This is a genomic window from Stenotrophomonas rhizophila (assembly GCF_000661955.1).
Classification (GTDB): Bacteria; Pseudomonadota; Gammaproteobacteria; order Xanthomonadales; family Xanthomonadaceae; genus Stenotrophomonas; species Stenotrophomonas rhizophila.
In genome coordinates this window covers 4,513,638-4,532,405 of the sequence record NZ_CP007597.1, presented here as the reverse complement: position 1 = coordinate 4,532,405, position 18,768 = coordinate 4,513,638, and the positions used below count along the sequence as shown (strand labels likewise).

General features: G+C 67.7%; 12 protein-coding genes. 4 read left to right on the top strand and 8 right to left on the bottom strand.

The genetic code is table 11. The features are described 5' to 3' along the window. Positions 1-2 precede the first annotated feature (2 nt). From DX03_RS19810 to DX03_RS19800, 3 genes are all read right to left on the bottom strand, one after another. Entirely contained in the window at positions 3-464 is a 462-nt protein-coding gene (locus DX03_RS19810) for a cupin domain-containing protein (RefSeq protein ID WP_038691481.1), read from the bottom strand. Between the two features lie 116 nt (positions 465-580). After that, complete coding sequence (gene eda / locus DX03_RS19805; RefSeq protein ID WP_038691478.1) at positions 581-1,219, bottom strand: bifunctional 4-hydroxy-2-oxoglutarate aldolase/2-dehydro-3-deoxy-phosphogluconate aldolase; 639 nt, start codon at positions 1,217-1,219, stop codon at positions 581-583. Further along, the gene (locus DX03_RS19800; RefSeq protein WP_081797294.1) at positions 1,206-2,222 is read right to left on the bottom strand and encodes a sugar kinase; all 1,017 of its coding nucleotides are present in this window, start codon (positions 2,220-2,222) and stop codon (positions 1,206-1,208) included. The genes eda and DX03_RS19800 overlap by 14 nt, the downstream gene beginning before the upstream one ends. A 270-nt stretch (positions 2,223-2,492) precedes the next feature. Here DX03_RS19800 and DX03_RS19795 point away from each other — a divergent pair, with 270 nt between their 5' ends. The 3 genes from DX03_RS19795 to DX03_RS19785 all read left to right on the top strand — a co-directional run bounded on the left by DX03_RS19795 (position 2,493) and on the right by DX03_RS19785 (position 12,667). After that, entirely contained in the window at positions 2,493-5,258 is a 2,766-nt protein-coding gene (locus DX03_RS19795; RefSeq protein WP_038691476.1) for a TonB-dependent receptor, read from the top strand. A 259-nt stretch (positions 5,259-5,517) separates the two neighbouring features. After that, positions 5,518-8,697 (top strand): TonB-dependent receptor, encoded by a 3,180-nt coding sequence (locus DX03_RS19790; RefSeq protein WP_051598946.1) that lies wholly within the window; start codon positions 5,518-5,520, stop codon positions 8,695-8,697. A 151-nt stretch (positions 8,698-8,848) separates the two neighbouring features. Further along, positions 8,849-12,667, top strand: coding sequence for a LamG-like jellyroll fold domain-containing protein (locus DX03_RS19785; RefSeq protein WP_038691474.1), 3,819 nt, complete (start codon positions 8,849-8,851; stop codon positions 12,665-12,667). A gap of 33 nt (positions 12,668-12,700) precedes the next feature. Here the strand turns inward: DX03_RS19785 and DX03_RS19780 are convergent, their stop codons facing one another. From DX03_RS19780 to DX03_RS19760, 5 genes are all read right to left on the bottom strand, one after another. Continuing rightward, a complete protein-coding gene (locus DX03_RS19780; RefSeq protein ID WP_038691472.1) occupies positions 12,701-13,540 on the bottom strand; it encodes a PhzF family phenazine biosynthesis protein in 840 nt (279 codons plus the stop codon). Between the two features lie 64 nt (positions 13,541-13,604). After that, positions 13,605-14,195 carry a cysteine dioxygenase family protein gene (locus tag DX03_RS19775; RefSeq protein WP_051598945.1) on the bottom strand — a complete coding sequence of 197 codons (591 nt, stop codon included), beginning with the start codon at positions 14,193-14,195 and terminating at the stop codon, positions 13,605-13,607. Between the two features lie 116 nt (positions 14,196-14,311). Continuing rightward, complete coding sequence (locus DX03_RS19770) at positions 14,312-15,175, bottom strand: rhamnogalacturonan acetylesterase (protein ID WP_038691470.1); 864 nt, start codon at positions 15,173-15,175, stop codon at positions 14,312-14,314. Beyond that, positions 15,175-16,797 carry a carboxylesterase/lipase family protein gene (locus tag DX03_RS19765; protein ID WP_038691468.1) on the bottom strand — a complete coding sequence of 541 codons (1,623 nt, stop codon included), beginning with the start codon at positions 16,795-16,797 and terminating at the stop codon, positions 15,175-15,177. The genes DX03_RS19770 and DX03_RS19765 overlap by 1 nt, the downstream gene beginning before the upstream one ends. Continuing rightward, positions 16,790-17,785: an alpha/beta hydrolase gene (locus tag DX03_RS19760; RefSeq protein WP_081797293.1), complete on the bottom strand. Its 996-nt coding sequence runs from the start codon at positions 17,783-17,785 to the stop codon at positions 16,790-16,792. Before DX03_RS19760 ends, DX03_RS19765 begins: the two co-directional genes overlap by 8 nt. A gap of 154 nt (positions 17,786-17,939) precedes the next feature. On the opposite strand from DX03_RS19760, the gene DX03_RS19755 reads away from it, so the two are divergent. Then, entirely contained in the window at positions 17,940-18,761 is an 822-nt protein-coding gene (locus DX03_RS19755; RefSeq protein ID WP_081797292.1) for a 2-keto-4-pentenoate hydratase, read from the top strand. The last annotated feature ends 7 nt before the right edge of the window (positions 18,762-18,768 follow it).

Sequence of the window (18,768 nt, the reverse complement as noted above, 5' to 3'; positions counted from 1 at the left end):
CATCAGCTCGATGCCGGTACCAGGTCGAAGTTGTTGGCCTGGTACTGGAACAGCAGGCAGTCGGTGCCGGCCTTGCACCCGCTCTCGTGCACCCGGTTGGCTGGCAGGCTGTAGTAGGAGCCAGCCGGATACAGCACTTCCTTGCCATCGATGCGCGCATAGAACGTGCCGCTGAGCACCACCGTGGGCAGCGTCTGGCTGTGCGTGTGCAGGCCGTTGTCGGTGCCTGCCTTGAAGCGTACGAACGCCGAATAGAAGCCTTCGCCATCGCTGAGGATGTTGCCCTGGGTATTGGCGTAGCTGACCGCGCCCTGGGTGCCCGGCACGTCCTGCCAGTGCAGCTGTGCCGACGGCAACGAGACCAACGGGTCGGTGCCGGTCGTCGGGGCGGGCGGGTTGGCGGCGCAGGCGCTGACGGCGAGGGTGATCAGGGTGGCTAGGGCAAGGCGGTGGGTGAGGATCATGCGGGGCTCCCGGCTCGGTTGAGGAGGCGCCACTGTAGGAGTGCCACCCTCTCGCAAACAGCCACGCGCGCAGACACCACCTGTGCGGAAAGCGCACAGGTGGCACCATGCGTGACCTATCCGGCCAGCACCGACGCCTGGTGTGCCAGCTGTTCGATGCCGGCCCAATCCCTGGCCTGCATCAATGCCCGCGTGGTCAGCCATGACCCGCCGACGCACAACACGTTGGGCAGGTGCAGGAACTGCGAGGCGGTCTGCGCGCTGATCCCGCCCGTGGGGCAGAAGCGCACGTCGCCGAACGGCCCGTTCCACGCCGACAGCATCGCCGCGCCACCGGCCTGCACCGCCGGGAAGAACTTGAAGGTATCCAGGCCGTGCTCCAGGCCCAGCATCAGCTCGGACGAGGTGGCCACGCCCGGCAGGAACGGCAGGTCGGTGTCGCGCGCGGCGGCGTACAGGCGCGGCGTGGCACCCGGCGACACCGCAAACCGGCCACCCACCTGCTTGACCTGCTCCATCTGCGTGGTGGTCAGCACGGTGCCGGCGCCCACCACCGCATCGGGCACGGCCTCGACCATCGCCTTGATGGCGTCCATCGCTACCGGCGTACGCAGCGTCACCTCGATCACCGGCAGGCCACCGTTGAACAGGGCGCGCGCTACCTCGACCGCATCGTCGATGTTCTCGGGGGTGAACACCGGAATCACCGGGGCCAGTTTCAGGACAGCACGTACACGTGGATCAGCGCCGGACATCGAATCGCTCCTCGCCCGTCAGGGCCATCACGTCAGCCTCGCTGACAGGGTTGAAGTCGCCCGGAATCGAGTGCTTGAGGCAGGCCGCAGCCAGGCCGAAGCGTACGATCGCCTCCGGTGCGAAGCCGCGCATCATGCCATGCAGGATGCCCGCGGCGAAGGCGTCGCCGCCGCCGATGCGGTCCACGATGCCGATCATCTCGCGGGTTGGCGCTACCGCGCGGGTGCCATCGCGGCCGACCAGCATCGCCCCGAGCGCGTGGTTGTCCACACTGTGCGGCGTGCGCTGGGTGCAGGCCATCCACTGCAACCGCGGGAACGCGGCGAACGCCTGCGCGGCGGCCGCATCGACACGCTCACGCACATCGGCCTGTTCGAATTCGCCGCCGAGCACCACGCCGATATCGCGGTAGTCAGCGAAGACCAGATCGGCGCAGGCGAACAGCTGGCGCAGGATGCCGGGCGCATCGCCCTGCCAGCGCGCCCACAGCGACGGCCGGAAGTTGCCATCGAAGGACACCCGCACGCCACGCGCGCAGGCCGCCTGGGCGGCCACCAGCGTGGCCTGGGCCATGGCCGGGTTCAGCGCGGGGCTGACCCCGGACAGGTGCAGCCAGTCAGCGCCGTCCAGCAGCGCATCCCAGTCGTAGTCGGCCGCGCTGCCGCAGGCGAATGCCGAGTCGGCGCGGTCGTAGACCACTTCGCTGGCGCGCTGCACCGCGCCGGTGGTGAGGAAGTAGAGGCCCATGCGCCCGGGCCGAACCTGCACGTGGCCGGTGTCCACCCCATGCCGGCGCAGCTCTCCGCTCACGAACCGGCCCAGCGGGTTGTCCGGCAAGGTGCTGACCATCGCCACCGCATGCCCCAGGTGGGCCAGCGACACGCCCACGTTGGCCTCCGCGCCGCCAGCATGCACCGCCAGCTGCGCGCTCTGCAGCAGCAACTCGCGGCCGGGGGCGCTCATGCGCAGCAGCAACTCTCCGAAACAGACAACACGACTCATGGCGGTGGATCCTTGTGAAAGCGAGGGCGCCTGCGGGAGCGCCCGGATGGAATGGCTAGCGGTGTCATTCTAGCCTTGCGGCGCCTGCCGTCTACCGGATGGAATGTCGAAAGCATTGTCCCGCAAGCCTCCGGGGGACATTGAAAATCTGTTGCGCTGCAAGATGCTCCTTCTGGAACGGGCTGTTAACGTCCGCCCTGACCAGCGGTGTCATTGCACTGACATGTCGCCGGATAGCTGTTTCATGTAGCACCTTGGGAGAGGGAAAACATGCAATCTCGAAACATCCAGAAAAAGACACCGGTTACCTTGCTTGCCCTGTCGATCGGCCTGGCGCTGAGTGGTACCGCGCTGGCCCAGGAAACCCCTACCGACCTGGACACTGTCACCGTCACCGGCTACCGCGCCAGCGTCGAGAAGGCGCTGGACATCAAGCGCGGCGAAGCCGGCGTGGTCGATGCCATCGTCGCCGAGGATATCGGCAAGTTCCCGGACCTCAACCTGGCCGAGTCGCTGCAGCGCATTCCGGGCGTGGTCATCACCCGTGAAGCCGGCGAAGGCCGCAACATTTCCGTGCGTGGCCTCGGTCCGGACTTCACCCGCGTGCGCATCAACGGCATGGAAGCGCTGACCACGGTCGGCGCCGGTGACCAGAGCGGCGGCACCAACCGCGGCCGCGGCTTCGACTTCAACGTGTTCGCCTCGGACCTGTTCTCGCAGCTGCTGGTGCGCAAGACCGCCTCGGCCGACGTCGAGGAAGGCTCGCTGGGCGCCACCGTGGACCTGCGCACCGCGCGCCCGTTCGACTACGACGGCTTCACCTTCGCCGCCAGTGGCCAGGCCAGCTACAACGCCATGGCCGAAAAGGCCGATCCGCGCGTGGCCGCGCTGATCTCCAACACCTTCGCCGATGGCACCTTCGGTGCGCTGTTGTCGGTGGCCTACTCCGAGCGCCAGGCGCTGGAAGAAGGCTCCAACACCGGCCGCTGGGCCAACGGCCCGAGCAACAGCAACTTCAATGCCGACTCGCCGTTCGCGGAGGCGCGCAACGCCAACGTCTACCACCCGCGCTTCCCGCGGTACGTGCAGATGGAACACGAGCAGAAGCGCCTGGGCGTGACCGGCACCCTGCAGTGGAAGCCCACCGACGCCACCGAGATCTCGCTGGACGCGCTGTACTCCAAGATCGATGCCAAGCGCGACGAGCACTACATCGAGGCGATCTCCTTCAGCCGCGCCCGCGATTCGGCCACTGGCGCACTGCGTCGGCCCGAGCGCGACGGCAAGCCGTCGATGATCGTCAAGAACGGGGTGATCGAGAACAACGCGCTGGTGTACGGCGAGTTCGACAACGTCGATATCCGCAGCGAGAACCGCCACGACGAGTGGAGCACCGAGTTCAAGCAGATCGCGTTGAACGGCCAGCACCGCTTTGGCGATGCCTTCACCTTGTCCGGCAAGGTCGGCATCTCGCGCTCCAAGCACGAGAATCCGGTCCAGACCACGATCATCATGGACAAGTATGACGTGGACAACTACAGCTACGACTACCGGGGCAACAGCCGGTTCCCGACGCTGAACTACGGTATCGACCCGACCAACCCCGCTGGCTGGGAACTCGCGGAAATCCGCCTGCGCCCGCAGTACGTGGACAACGACTTCGACACCGGCCAGATCGACTTCAACTGGAACATCAGCCCCGGCTTCCGCCTGAAGGGCGGCGTGCTGGCCAAGAACTACACGTTCAAGACCGTCGAGCTGCGTCGTGGCAGTGAACTGGTGGTGCCCACCTTCGCCGACGGCACCAAGATCGTCCCGGTGGACATGACCCAGCAGGAAGGCCTCAAGGGCATCACCGGCAGCCCGAACAACTGGGTGGTGCCGGACCTCAACGCGGTCGCCAACCAGTTCGACATCTACAGCAACACCGGGATCTTCGCCGTCGCGCCGCGCGCCAACAACGTGCGCAGCGTGGAAGAAGAAGATCGCGGCGGCTACCTGATGGGTGAGTTCTCCACCGAACTGGGCAGCATCCCGTTCTCGGGCAACTTCGGTGTGCGCTACGTGCGCACCAAGCAGAGCGCCACCGGCCTGTCCACGCTGACCACCACCACGATCTCCACGACGGCCAACCGCACCTACGACGACACCCTGCCCTCGTTCAACCTGGTGGCGGAGATCACCCCGGACTTCCTGATCCGCCTGGGCGCGGCCAAGGTGATGAGCCGTCCGGGCCTGGGCAACCTGACCCCGGGGTCCACCGTGGCCGTGGCCGGCTCGGCGCGCACCATCGCCACCGGCAACCCGGATCTGGACCCGATCCGCGCCACCAACGTGGACCTGGGCTTCGAGTGGTACTTCGCCGAAGGCGCGATGGCCGGTGTCGGTCTGTTCTACAAGGACATCGACACCTTCATCCAGACCACGCGCGAAACCCATCCCTACAGCTTCAGCGGCTTGCCCGACGCGCTGCTGATCGGCACCGGCGCCAACCCCGACAGCGACTTCACGTACACCAAGCCGGTGAACACCCCGGGTGGCGAACTCAAGGGCGTGGAAGTCAACTACACCCAGCCCTTCACCTTCCTGCCGGGCAAGTGGTCCAACCTGGGCGTGCAGCTGAACTACACCTGGGTCGATTCGCAGATCCAGTACATCAACTCCAGCGGCCAGCCGGTGCTCAAGGCCGACCTCACCGGTCTGTCGCGCAACTCCTGGAACGCCACGCTGTTCTATGAAGGCAAAGTGTTCTCCGGCCGCGTCTCGGCGACCAACCGCGACGACTACCTGACCCAGGTGACCGGCACCGAAGCGGGCTTCAACCTCGATGGTTACCACGGCATGACCGGTACCACCTTCATCGACGCCTCGATCCGCTACGCGATCAACGAGAAGCTGGAGCTGAGCCTGGAAGGCATGAACCTGACCAACGAAGCCAGCGACGAGTGGGTGTACTCGCCGTCCACCGGGCGTTTGCCACTGCAGTACACCGAAACCGGCCGCCAGTTCATGCTCGGCGTGCGCTACAAGTTCTGATTCACCGGCAGGACCCAGCGGCGGCGTGAGCCATCACGCCGCCGGCTGCGCGCGCCGCCGTCGTTGCCATCCACGCCCGTATCGCATGCAGCCACGCTGCTGCGGCGCAAGATGCCGCCGCGTGAGGGGTTTGTTACGTTTCGGATGACCAACGGTGTCACAGCGGCACATGCGCGACAGACGCTCCGGGGGAGGCCGGACGTCCATGACTCATCACCATCACGCTCGCATGGCGGCGCACCCTGGAAGGAAACACGCGATGGATCGACCGTTCTCCTGTAAAAAGACACCGGTTACCGTACTTGCGGTCGCCATAGCATTCGCCCTGCAGGGCACCGCCGGCATCGCCGCGGCCCAGCAGACGCCGGAAGCGGCGGCCGCACTCAACGCGGTGGACCTGGACAAGGTGGAGGTCAAAGCCACCTACCGCGAAAGCCTGCAGCAGTCGCTGGATGAAAAGCGCTACAGCGTCGAGCAGGTGGATGCGATCTACGCCGAAGACATCGGCAAATTCCCCGATCTGAACCTGGCCGAGTCGATGCAGCGCATTGCAGGCGTGTCGATCGACCGCGAAGGCGGCGAAGGCCAGCAGATCTCCGTGCGCGGCCTGGGCTCGGACTTCACCCGCGTGCGCATCAACGGCCTGGAAGCGCTGTCCACCGCCGGCAGCGGCACCACCGGCGTCAACCGCAGCCGCGGCTTCGACTTCAACACCTTTGCCTCTGAACTCTTCAGCCGGGTCAAGATCAACAAGACCCAGTCGGCGCAGACCGACGAAGGCTCGCTGGGCGCCACGGTCGACCTGCGCGGTTCGCGCCCGTTCGACTTCGAGGGCTTCCAGGCATCGCTCGGCGGCCAGTACGGCTACAACGAGCTGTCCAGGAACAAAGACCCGCGCATCTCCGGGCTGATCAGCAACACCTGGGCCGACGGTCGCTTCGGCGCGCTGATGTCGGTGGCCTACAGCAAGCGCACCATTTTCGAGGAAGGCTACAACCCGGTCCGCTGGGAGCACGGCAACTACCGCAACTCCAACCAGAGCACCGCGGCCAACAACGGCACCTACGGTTTCTGCAGCCCGGCCGGCTACGACCCGCAGACCCCGCGCAACCCGCTGGCCAATGAAACCGCCGCCGGTGTGGGCAGCGCCGCCAACCAGGCGCGCAGCAACGGCTGGGGCAGCTACGGTATCGATGCCACCCACTGCGGCCCCGGCCTGGACCGGCCCGCCGCCACGGCCGAAAACATCGCCGCCTACGAGACCGCGACCAACGCGTGGATCCCGCGCTACCCGCGCTACGTCCGCACCGAACACGAGATCGAACGCCTGGGCGTCACCGGCGCGCTGCAGTTCAAGGTCAGCGACGACACCCAGTTGAACCTGGACGTGCTGTATTCCAAGCTCGACAAGGACGTGCGCGAAGACTCCATCGGCGCCAACCTGCACCGCACCGCGCAGTACGGCGGCAAGACCCAGATCGTGGTCCGCGAGGCGCAGGCCGACGCGCAGAACCGCCTCACCTACGGCGTGTTCGACAACGTGGACTTCCGCACCGAATCCACCGCGATCGAAGAGAGCACCGAGTTCAAGCAGTTCAGCCTGAACCTGGAACACCGCTTCAACGACGCGGTGCGGCTGGACGCGGTGGTCGGCCATTCCGAGTCGAACTACGCACGACCGGTGTTCTCGATGGTCAGCTTCGACAACAGCAACCTGGACGGCTTCGTGCTGGACATGCGCAACGGCAAGGTGCCGGCGATGTCGTTCCCGTTCGACCTCAGCGCCGTGAACAACTGGCAGTGGCTGGGCTACGGCAGCACGCCGGTCAATGCCAACGGCACCGCGCGCGGCGGCAACATCAGCGAAGTGCGGCTGAACCCGCAGTATGTCGACAACGCCTTCGACACGGCCAAGGTGGACCTCACCTTCGTCATCAATCCCACCTTCACCCTGCGCGGCGGTCTGGCCTACAAGGACTACGACATGAGCACGCAGGAGTACCGCAACATCAGTTACGGGCGCCTGTCGCAGGCGCTGCCGGACGGGGTTACCGTGGGTGACCTCAGCAGCTCGCTGAGCGGCTTCGGCAAGGGCATGGATGGCAGCCTGCCCAACGCGTGGCTGGTGCCGGACTTCAAGCAGATCGCCAACCTGCTGGACATCTACTGCAACTGCAACACCGGCACGCTGGGCGGCGACTACCGGCTGGCCAGCGTCGGCCACTTCGGCGCGTCCAACAACAACTTCGACGTCAACGAAAAAAGCTACGGCAGCTACCTGCAGCTGGACTTCAACACCGACCTGCTGGGCCGCGCGTTCCGCGGCAACCTCGGCGTACGTTACGTGCAGACCCGTATCACCGCCGATGGCTACGCGCCGTGTACCGCCACCAACGCGAACGACCTGTCCTCGGCCTGCGCACCGTTCTTCGGCGTGGCCAGCGCCACCGCCGACCCCGGCGAGCGTCTGCAGGTCGGCACCCGGGTCGGCCACAAGTACGACGACTGGCTGCCCTCGTTGAACCTGGCCTGGGACCTGACCGACACCTTCGTGCTGCGCTTCGGCGCGGCCAAGACCATGGCCCGCCCGACCCTGTCCAACCTGTCGCCGAGCGTCAGCGGTGGGCCCACGGCGTATTTCGACGATGACCGCGCGTACTCGATCAACCTGGGCAACCCCAAGCTGGATCCGTTCCGCTCGACCAACTACGACCTCAGCGCGGAGTGGTACTTCGACGAGGGCGCGCTGCTGTCGGCGGCGGTGTTCTACAAGGACATCGAGAGCTACGTGCAGCGCACCCGCCTGATGACCACCTGGGCGGACATGGGCTATTCGCTGGATCTGCTGCCGACCGGCTTCAGCCCGGACACCGTGTTCAACGTGCAGAGCTACTTCAATACGCCCGGCGGCCCGCTCAAGGGCTATGAAGTGTCCTACCAGCAGCCTTTCAGCTTCCTGCCCGGCTTCTGGCGCAATTTCGGCGTGCAGCTCAACTACACGCACGTCGAATCGAAGATCAAATACATGTTCAGCTCGGGCACCGGCAGCACCATCGTCACCACCTACACCGAGAACGACCTGCTGAACCTGTCGCCGAACTCGTACAACGCCACGCTGTACTACGACGACGGCCGCTTCAGCGCCCGCGTGTCCACCAGCTACCGCGACGCGTACATCAGCACCATCCTGTCGCAGGAAAACGTATGGGACCTGGACGGCAAGCAGCTCGCCACCGCCGATGTGCAGGGCAAGTACAGCGTGGAGAACGTGGACTTCAACATGTCCTACAAGGTCAACAAGAATCTCTCGCTGACCTTCGAAGCGATCAACCTGCTCGACACCGCCGATGAGCGCTACGTCGATTCGGCGTTGTCGCTGCCCGACCGCTACACGCACACCGGCCGTCAGTACTACCTCGGCCTGCGCTACAAGTTCTGACCGTGCTGCGCCTGCCGCCACCTGTATCGCGCCCGTCCCCGTCCTTCTCTCCGGGATGGCGGGCGCGGTGCGGGGGCGGGAGGCCACCGTGAGCCGCTGACGCCCGCTGGTGGTTCCGCTGTACTGTTTCTGCTGTCGAAAGGAAGGTCCCATGCATCGCCCTGTCGCCCCCTTGATCCGTCCCTCCCGCCTGTCGGCCAGCCTGCTGGCCCTGCTGCTTGCGGGCAGTGGCACCGCCTGGGCGCAGACCGCCCCGCAGCTGCTGTTCCACGTCTCGGCCGACCAGGGCCTGCAGGCCGACACCGCCGCGGGCGATCCGGTACCGAACTTCGTGGACAAGGTGAAGCGGGTGCCGAACGGGGCGCACGGCAGCGCGATCGAATGGGCGGATGATGGCGTGTTGTCGTGGAATGCGCCGGGCAACATCCAGGCCCAGCGCGGCACGTTGGGCTTCTTCTGGCGCTCCCGCTACGCGGTGGGCGAAGCCCCGTTCGTGATCTTCCGGGTCGGCTATGCCGACCACAGCAGCTGGGACATGGCCTGGCTGCGGATCGACTGGAACGGCCACGGCTTCGATGCGTTCGTCACCGATGCCAACCTGGCGCGCACGCGCGTGTCATTCAAGCTCGACCAGAACCCCTCGCCGCAGCAGTGGCAGCACATCGCCTTCGGCTGGGATGAAAACCACGGCGTGCGCCTGTACGTGGACGGCAAGGAGGTCGCCCGCCAGGAGACCACCGCCGACTACGACGCCGCACTCGATCAGCTCGGCCTGGCCGCGCGCGTGATGGCGCCCTACCAGGTGCAGAGCCGCTACAACTTCCTGCGCGGCAGCGACTTCGACGAGATCCGCGTCTACGACCGCCTGCTGGATCCGGCCGGTATGGCCGCCCTGGCGCGCAATGCCACACCCGCCACCGCCGTGGCCGTGCCGGACCCGATGCGCGCCTGGCGCCACCGCCATGGCTGGGACGCGACCCCGCCGCCGGCACTGACCACCACGACCACGACGATCCGCAAGGTCGAGTTCGCCGATACCAAAGACCACAAGCAGTGGATGTGGAAGGCCACCGACGGCATCGCCGAAACCACCTGGCCGGGCGTGTACAACCGCTCGCGCCTGCCGGGCCGCAACGACTACTTCCAGCTGCCCGACTGGAACACCTACGTCGAGGGCGGCCAGCAGTTGGACCTGACCCTGCCGGCCGGTGAAACCGTCAACCGCATCGAAGTGCGTGGCGCCGCGTTCGGCGGGCTCAGCCACAGCGCCGATGGCCAGCCGCCGCAGACCCTGTTCCAGCGCCCGCAGGGCGTGGTGCGCAGCGTGGATGCCATTGCCGCCCAGACCGGCGGCGTCCTGCACTTCCGCAATACCGAACAGGAAACCCCGATCCAGGAAATCTGGGCCTACCAGGTGAGCGATGCCGCCGAGCCGGAGGGCACGGTCAAGCAGCGCTACCTGGTCGACAGCCAGGCGCTGCCGGATTACACCAACATCGCGGCACTTCGGGAGTACATCGACGGCCGCTACCCGGCGGCCGAACGCAGCACGGTGATGGCGCTGCCCAAGGGGGCCGGCGCACGCCGGCGCACGGCCGATACGCTGCCCGCGCAGCCGCTGCCGATCGTGCACGTGCTGATTCCCTCCGGCGTCAGCGATGCCCCGGCGGCACAGCCGCTGATCCGCAGCTGGGCACACAGCTGGGAGAACATGCACGATGGCCTGGACGGCGTGGCCATCGACCTGCCCGCGCTGGACCTGCCCGCCACCCACGACGGGTTGATCCCACTCAACATCCGCATCAAGGACCCGATCTGGCCGGCGCGCGACATGATCGACGTGTCGGTGTCGGTCAAACCGGGGCAGAAGCGCACGCTGTGGCTGGATCTGCGCGACCGCATCCTCACCGCGGACAGCCTGTGGATCTCCATCGCCTCGGCCGCACCGGGCTTCAACGCCACCTCGCTGGACGGGGCGGAGATCCGCATGGTCTACAAGGACCGCGAGGAGGCGAAGAAGGAGCACATCGCCGACCGCTTCAACCAGGCACGCGACAATTGGGGCTTCCTGGTCGAAGAACACACCACGTCCAAGCGGCAGCGCCTGTACGCGCGCGTCTACGCCGACCTCAGCGACCTGCTGCGGGTTGATCCGGACCACGTCAACGGCCGCCTGTACTGGAACTACATCAGCTACAACAGCCAGGGCAAACCGCCGTTCGCCCAGCCGCAGGCGCCCAAGGGCGTGCCGCAGTGGGCGTTCGCGCAGACCGAAGACCTCAAGTACGTGCGCCGCTTCATCGACTGGTGGATCGACAACCGCCAGATTGCCTACGGCGACTTCGGCGGCGGCATCTCCGACGACTCCGACCTGACCCAGCAGTGGCCCGGCCTTGCGCTGATGGGCGTGCAGCCGGACAAGCTCAACGCCTCACTGACCGCGCTGTCCGATGCGGTGTACCGCAATGGCATGTTCAGCAACGGCCTGAGCACCATCGAGACCGACGAGCTGCATGCCTACGAGGAAGGCATCAACACCAACAGCGCGATGCTCTACCTCAACTGGGGCGATCCGCTCACCGTCGAGCGCCTGATGGAAACGGTGAAGGCCTTCGACGAACGCATCATCCTGCCCAACCCGCAGGGGCACCTGCTGTTCTCCAGCAACTGGTTCGGCGGCAACAAGGTCTACCGCGAACCGAACTGGCAGTGGCAGAAGCCGTATTCCTTCCCGGTGCTGCACCCGGCCTTCCTGATGGGCCAGTACAACGCCGACCCGACCGGTCGCAAGCTGGTCACCGGTCTGGCCGATGGCTACCTGGCCCACGCCTACACCGACGACAAGGGCCGCTGGGCACTGCCGAACGAGATCCACTGGGCCACCGGCAAGACCCGTGGCGGCGAGCTCAACAACGGCTCGGGCAGCGGCGACATCATGCACACCTTCTGGGCGGCATGGCGCTGGACTGGCGACGACAAGTACCTCAAGGCGCTGGACTACCGCGTCGAGCGGGGCGGCCCGGGGGCGCTGTCCAACCTGGGCGAGAACTACGTGGAAGCGTTGGGGCGCGCGGCCGAATGGAACCCGCGGTTCATCAGCGACGCCGACGCGGGCAACACCGGCTTCTCCAGCCTGATGGCGTGGCAGGCCACCGGCGACAAGAAATACCTGGCGGCGCTGCACGCCGACGGCATCCAGGCCAAGGCACAGCGCGAGTACATGAATACCGAAGGCCACTGGTGGTCCGACCGTGTCGAGGCGCCGAGCGAATTCCTGCAGCGTGCGCGGCTGGGCGGCATCGCGCTCAAGCGCAACCAGAGCTGGCCGGGCCACACCGTGAGCTGGCGCTTCGCCCAGCCGAACGCGGCCGAACAGGTGGCGCTGCTGGTGCACGCGCCCTCGCCGGACCGCTTCAAGGTGATCGCCTACAACCTGGGCACGCGCGCGGTGGATGCGGAGATGAGCACCTGGAACGTCACGGCCGGGCAATGGCGGATGACCAGCGGCGTGGACCGTAACGGCGATGACACCATCGACGGCAAGGCCACCACGCGCGATCTCACCTTGGAGCGCAGTGCATCGACCACGTTGCGGTTCGTGCCGGGCCAGAGCCAGGTGTTCGAGTTCGAGCTGGTGCAGGCCGGCACGCCGGTCGAACAGCGTGCCGACCTCGGCATCGGGCGGGGCGATGTGCGCATGGACGGGCAGCAGCTGCACGTGACCGTGCACAGCCTGGGCCACGTGGGCACCGGCGCGGGCGTGGCGGTGCTGGAGGATGCCAAGGGCCGTGAGCTGGCGCGGGTTGAGATGCCGAGCCTGCCCGCACCGAGCGACCTGCTGCCGAAGACCACGACCGTGCGCCTGCCGTTGCCGGCCGGGGATCGCCGTGGCCTGCGCGTGCGCGTGATGCAGGCCGATGGCGCGGCGGAAGTGACCCAGCGCAACAACATGGTGACGCTCGACCGGTAGCGCCCTGCCACGCATGGCGGCTTCGGCCGCCGATCACAGCGTGACCTGGCCCTCGATGCAGGTCACGCAGTCGCCGCCGATCCACAGCGCATCGCCTAGCCGCTCTACCCGCAGCCGACCGGCACGCCCGATCGCCGTGCCCTGGCTGATCACATAGCGTTCCGGCGCTTCGCCGGTGCCCAGCAGCCAGCGCGCGATGCCGGCATTGAGGCTGCCGGTGGCCGGGTCTTCCGGTGCGCCGTCGCCGGCAATGAAGGCGCGGCTCTCGTACTGGGCCTCGCTGCCATCGCTGGCGAGCCACGGCCCGAACACACCCACCTTCAGGCCCATCAGCTGCGCATAGTCCGGCTGGACCGCCAGCACCGCGGCACGATCGCGCAGGCGCAGTGCCAGCCAGCCGGTGCCGTTGTCGGCCCAGCGGGCGTCCACCACGTCCTCCGCCGCCACGCCCAGGCCGCGTCGGACGCGCTCACGCAGGTCCGGCGTCAACGCTTCGCCCCGCAGCAGCGGCGGCGCCAGGAAGGCCAGGCCGGCGTCGCTGCGGCGGATCCGCACCAGTCCGATCCCGCACTCCTGCACGATCTCCTCGCCCTTGGGCACGCCGCCGTGGGCCAGCCAGGCATGGCAGCTGCCCAGGGTGGGATGCCCGGCAAACGGCAGCTCTTCCAGCGTGGTGAAGATGCGCACGCGGTAGTCCGCCTGCGGATCGGTGGGCGGCAGCAGGAACGTGGTTTCGCTCAGGTTGGTCCAGCGCGCAAAGGCCGCCATGCGGGCGTCTTCCACGCCGTCGGCCTCCAGCACCACGGCCAGCGGATTGCCCCGCAGGGGATCCTGGCTGAAGACATTGACCTGCTGGAACGGAAACGTACGCATGGCGGAACTTCGAAAGGCGGAACCGGATGATGCGCGCGGCACAGGCCGCGGGTCGAGCGCGGCACTAGGCCGCGTCGGTTTCCATCACCTGCACGCGGCGCTGGTACCAGTCGCCTGCGTCGGGTTCGAAGATCGCGCTGCGGGTCATCTCGCCCTCGTACACATGCACCGAGATGGCCAGGCTGTCGTCGCTGGTGTTGCGGATGGTGTGGTATTCGTGCGGCGGGATCAGGCTGCCGGCACTGCCGCAGTCGCCCAGCACCGCCGGTTCGGCACGGAAGCGGAAGCGCTCGCCGTCGCGTTCGAGCAGCCGGTACTGGGTGATTTCCAGCTGGCCCAGCCACACCCCTTCCACGCACCACAGCCCGCTGTGGTCGTGCAGCGGCGTGCCCTGCCCCGGCCCCCAGCTCATCGCCACGATGCTGTAGCCGTGCGCGGCGCTGCGGTACAGCTCGCGGCGGGCGTAGTGGTCTTCGATGGGATGGTGCACGCAGGCCGGCAGCTGGATGCGGCTGTCGGCGATGGCCTCGCGCAACGCGCTGCGCAGGGTGGCGGCGATCTGCTGCGGGCTCTCGTGCTGCACCGCGTGGTCGATGGCCGCGATCAGTCGATCACGGCCATGGAAGGGCGGGAAGAGATTGCGTTGGTCTTGCATGCCCTGAGTCTAGGCCATCGCGGTGAATGTCGTGTTTGATCTGAATCACATCCAATCGCCCCACGATCACCGAAATACTGATCCATTCGAAGGAAATCGTGGGATATGCCTATCGATCACGGGATCAGCAGCGGCCGCAAGGACGGCACCTGCCGGGCCAGTTCCTCGGTCACCAGCGTGGCAAACAGCGCCGCGCCGTCCGGGCCCAGGTGGGTGTAGTCGAACGCGACCTTGGCCTGGCCCATCGGCTCGGCGACGGCGTTGTCCTGTGCGGCCGGTGCCCCCGCGACGGGCGCTGCCCCCACGGTCGTGCCGCCCAGCGCCGCGCTGACCTGCGCCGGGGTGGCCGCCGCCTGCGCCAGCGGCATGGCCGCCACCGGTCCCAGCGCCTGCACCACCGCACGGCTGCGGGCATGCAGGTCGACCAGCGGCACCTCCATCTCGCGCGCCACGCTGCGCACGGCCTCGGCCCAGGGCGCCAGATCGTCGATCAGCACGCCATCGGTGAACTGGCGGCGGGTCAGCGGCGTGACCAGCACCGGCTGCGCGCCCGCCGCACGGATCTCGCGCACGTAGCGGCGCAGGTTGTCCGGGAACTCGCGTTGTAGGTCGGTGGAGCGCCCCGGCTTGCCCGGCTGGTCGTTATGGCCGAACTGCACCAGCACCCAGGTGCGCGCGTAACCGGGCGTGCGCATCTCCGCCTCGGCCAGCGCCCAGGAGCCTTCGGCGCGGTAGTTGTAGGTGCTGCGCCCGCCCCGGGCCAGGTTGGTGCAGGTCAGGAACGAGGTCACGTGGCGCGCGCAGAAGGCCGGGCCCCAGCCCCCCTGCACGGCGGTGGTGGAATCGCCCACCAGCACGATCTTGCTGGCGCGGATCGGCGTCGGTGGCGGACGATCCAGCACCGCCGGATCTGCGGCGGCGTGCGCCGTGCCCAGTGCACCGAACAGCAGGCTGCCCAGCAGCCAGGTCGACGCGCGCATCAGAACGTACCGCGCTGGATGAAGGGGGCCTGCTGATAGAGACGACGCTCGCCGCCACGCGGGTCGTCGGCCTGCCGCGACGTGGCGTCGAACAGCATCGTTTCGCGGCGGGCGAGCGAATAGGTCTGCCAGCGCGGCAGCGCGGCGTGGTTGGGATCGCCGTGGCGGGCGAAGGCGATCAAGGCCTCGCTCATGGTCGCAGCCACGCGCGTGGCCGCTTCGCTGTCGCCGGTGCGCGAGCCGGTGCGGTCGGTGGTATCAAACACCAACGGGATGTCCAGGGTGTGGAAGGCACCGAACTTGCCGCCGTCCAACGGTGAGCCCCAGTCCAGCTGATAGGCCCAGGTGGGTGCGCCCTGGCGTGCGCGCGCCTCCAGTTCCTCCACCGCACCGCGCCACGAGCGGCCGGCGGTGGTGGCCGCGAAGAACACCTCCGAAGGCGTGTAGTGCGGATACAGGCGGCGGTACTCGGCGATCACCACCGAGGGCAGCAGGTCCACGTACTGCTCTTTTTCCAGCTTGGCCGGCAGCGTCTCCCACGTGAGCGCGAAATTGGCCGGGTCGTTGCCGAGGAAGGCGCGGGTTTCATCGTGGGTGTTGCCGATCACCATCGGAATGCCGGCGGACTGCGCCGGGGCGTCCGGCCAGAAGGGGTGCACCGGCAGCGAACGGCCATCCAGCACGGGACCGACGTAGAGGCTGCTGTTCTCCACGCGCGAAGGATCGCGTGCACGTGTGGCCGCCAGCAGCGCCTCCATCGGCAGCGTGCGCAGCGCATCGGCATCGGCCGCGCCCACCGCCTGCATCGCGATCTGCGCGCGCTGGGTGGCCGCACGCGGGCCGGCCGCGGTGACCTGCTGCCCACTCATGGTCCAGGCGCGCTGGAACAGACCACGTGCGGCCGGCATGGCCATCAGCGTGGCGATCTTGGCGCCGCCACCGGACTGCCCCACCACAGTGATGTTGCCGGCATCGCCCCCGAACTCGGCGGCATGCTGGCGCACCCAGTGCAGCGCCTGCACCAGGTCGAGCTGGCCGACATTGCCCGAGTCGGCGAAGCGCGCATCGCCCAGCTGCGCCAGGTACAGGTAGCCGAACACGTTGAGCCGATGGTTGACCGTGACCACTACCACGTCGCCGCGCCGGCACAGCGCGCTGCCGTCGTACAGCGGGTCGCTGCCGGAGCCGTTGTTGTACGCACCGCCATGGATGTAGAACACGATCGGCCGCTTGCCGCCGTCGCGCAGCGCCGGGGTCCACACGTTGAGGTAGAGACAGTCTTCGCTGCCTGGCCCTTCCGTGCCGGCCTGCGGGGCGGCGTTGCCATAGTCCAACGCATCGCGCACGCCACGCCAGGCCACCTCGGGCAGCGCCGGCTGGAACCGCCGGGGCGCGGTGTCGGCACCATAAGGGATGCCGCGGAACACATTCACCCCCTGCTCGCGTTGCCCGCGCACCCGGCCACTGCGTACCCGGGCCAGCGGCGCGGCGTCGTCGCGCGGCCCAGGCACGCCGGCGAAGGCCGGCAGCAGGGGCAGGCTGGTGGCGCCCAGCATCAGGGCATAGCGCGCGCTGTCGCGCAGGAAACGTCGACGCTGCAGGTCGGCGGGGGACTCACTCATGGCGCGCGGGCTCCGTGTGGCGCGAAGGGATCCAGCGCAGGGCCAGCTCGGGCCACTGCGCAACGGTCAAACCGGGCGGGATGCGCACGCCGAAGCCGTGGCCGCCCTGCGGGAACAGGTGCATTTCGGTGGACACGCCGGCCCGCAGCAGCGCCTGGTAATAGACCAGGCTGTTGTGCACCGACACCACGGTGTCGTCCTGCGCATGCACCAGGAAGGTGGGCGGGGTATCGGCGCGGACCTGGTCCTGCATCGAGAACTGCTGCAGCGTGCTGTCCGGATGCGGCCCGAGCAGGCGCGAACGCGAGCCGGTATGGGCATGGCTGCCCATGTCGATCACCGGGTAGATCAGCAACGCGACATCCGGTCGCGCGCTGAGCGCATCAATCGCGTCGCGGTGCGGGTACACCGGCGTATCGAAGCCGTTGCTCAGCCGCGCGGCGACATGCCCACCGGCAGAAAAGCCCATCACCCCGATACGCGCCGGATCCAACTGCCATCGCGCGGCCCCGGCGCGGATCACCCGCATCGCGCGCTGTGCATCGGCCAGCGCCGCCTGGCGGTCATTACGGCCGGCGGGCAACCGATAGCGCAGCACGAACAGGGTGACCCCGCCCTCATCGACAAATGCCGGCACCAGGGCGGTGCCCTCCTTGTCCAGCACGATGCGCTGGTAGCCGCCGCCCGGCACCACCAGCAGGGCGCTGCCATTGGGGCGCGCCGGCCGGTACACCACCAGGTAAGGCGCACCGACGTTGTCGATGTAGCGGTCCGGCAGCGCGGGGTCGGTACTGCGTTCGATCACGTTGGGCACGCTGGCCGGGCCGGTCTCGCCGGGGACCTGGCCGTGCGGCCACAGCTCGATGCGGTCCGGCGCGCCTGCGGCCGGTTCGGTGGCCGGCACAGAACGTTCGGCCGCGCGGGCCAAGGCAAGGGGACTGGCAAGCAACAGCAGCATCAACAACGGCAGCAACAGGGGGCGGCGCATCCGCATCGGTCCTTTCCAGGTGGGGGTGTACCCCGGATCGTGCCTGACGATGGCGCCTCTGATGCGCTGCACATTGCCAATGACACCGGTTTACCATATACAGCTCATCCAGCCACTGTCGATTGGCAGTGCAACATTTCTCCGGGAGACCCGCTTGAGCAACGACAACGGCAAACAGGACCTGCCAGACCACGGTTTGGGTGAGATCGCCCGCCACTTCGTCGGCGCCCGCCAACAGGGCCGATCCCTGCCGGATTTCCCGGGCACGATCCCCGCCGACCTGGTCACCGCCTACCAGGTGCAGGACCAGGCCATCGCGCTGTGGGGCGACCAGGTAGTGGGCTGGAAAGTGGGCTACATCGCCGCCGAACGCCGCGATGCCTCGGGCGATGACCGCCTGCTGGGCCCGATTTTCTCGCGCAATCTGCAAAATGCTACCGGTGGAACAGTGGACATTCCGGTGTTCGTCGGCGGCTTCGGCGCGGTCGAGGCCGAGTACGTGATCCAGCTGCAGGAAGACGCCCCGGCCGACAAGCTGCACTGGACGCCGGAGGAAGCCGAGGCGCTGGCCGCCCGGCTGTTCATCGGCGTGGAAGTGGCCAGCAGCCCGTTGGCCACCATCAACAAACTCGGCCCGCGCGTGGTGGTGTCCGATTTCGGCAACAACAACGGCCTGGTGCTCGGCACCGAGATCGCCGACTGGACCCTCCTGGACGATGCCGACCTGCGTGCGGAAACCCGCATCGACGGTGAGGTGGTCGGTACCGGCGGTGCCACCCTGTTGCCCGGTGGCCTGCGTACCGCCTACGCCTTCGCCCTGGGCCGTTCGGCGCAGCGCGGTCGGCCGTTGAAGGCCGGCGACCTGATCGCCAGCGGCAACGCCACCGGCATCCACGACATTGCCGTAGGCCAACAGGCACTGATCCGTTTCGCCGGTTACGGCGACATTACCTGCAGGGCCATCGCTGCCGGGTAACCGCGCA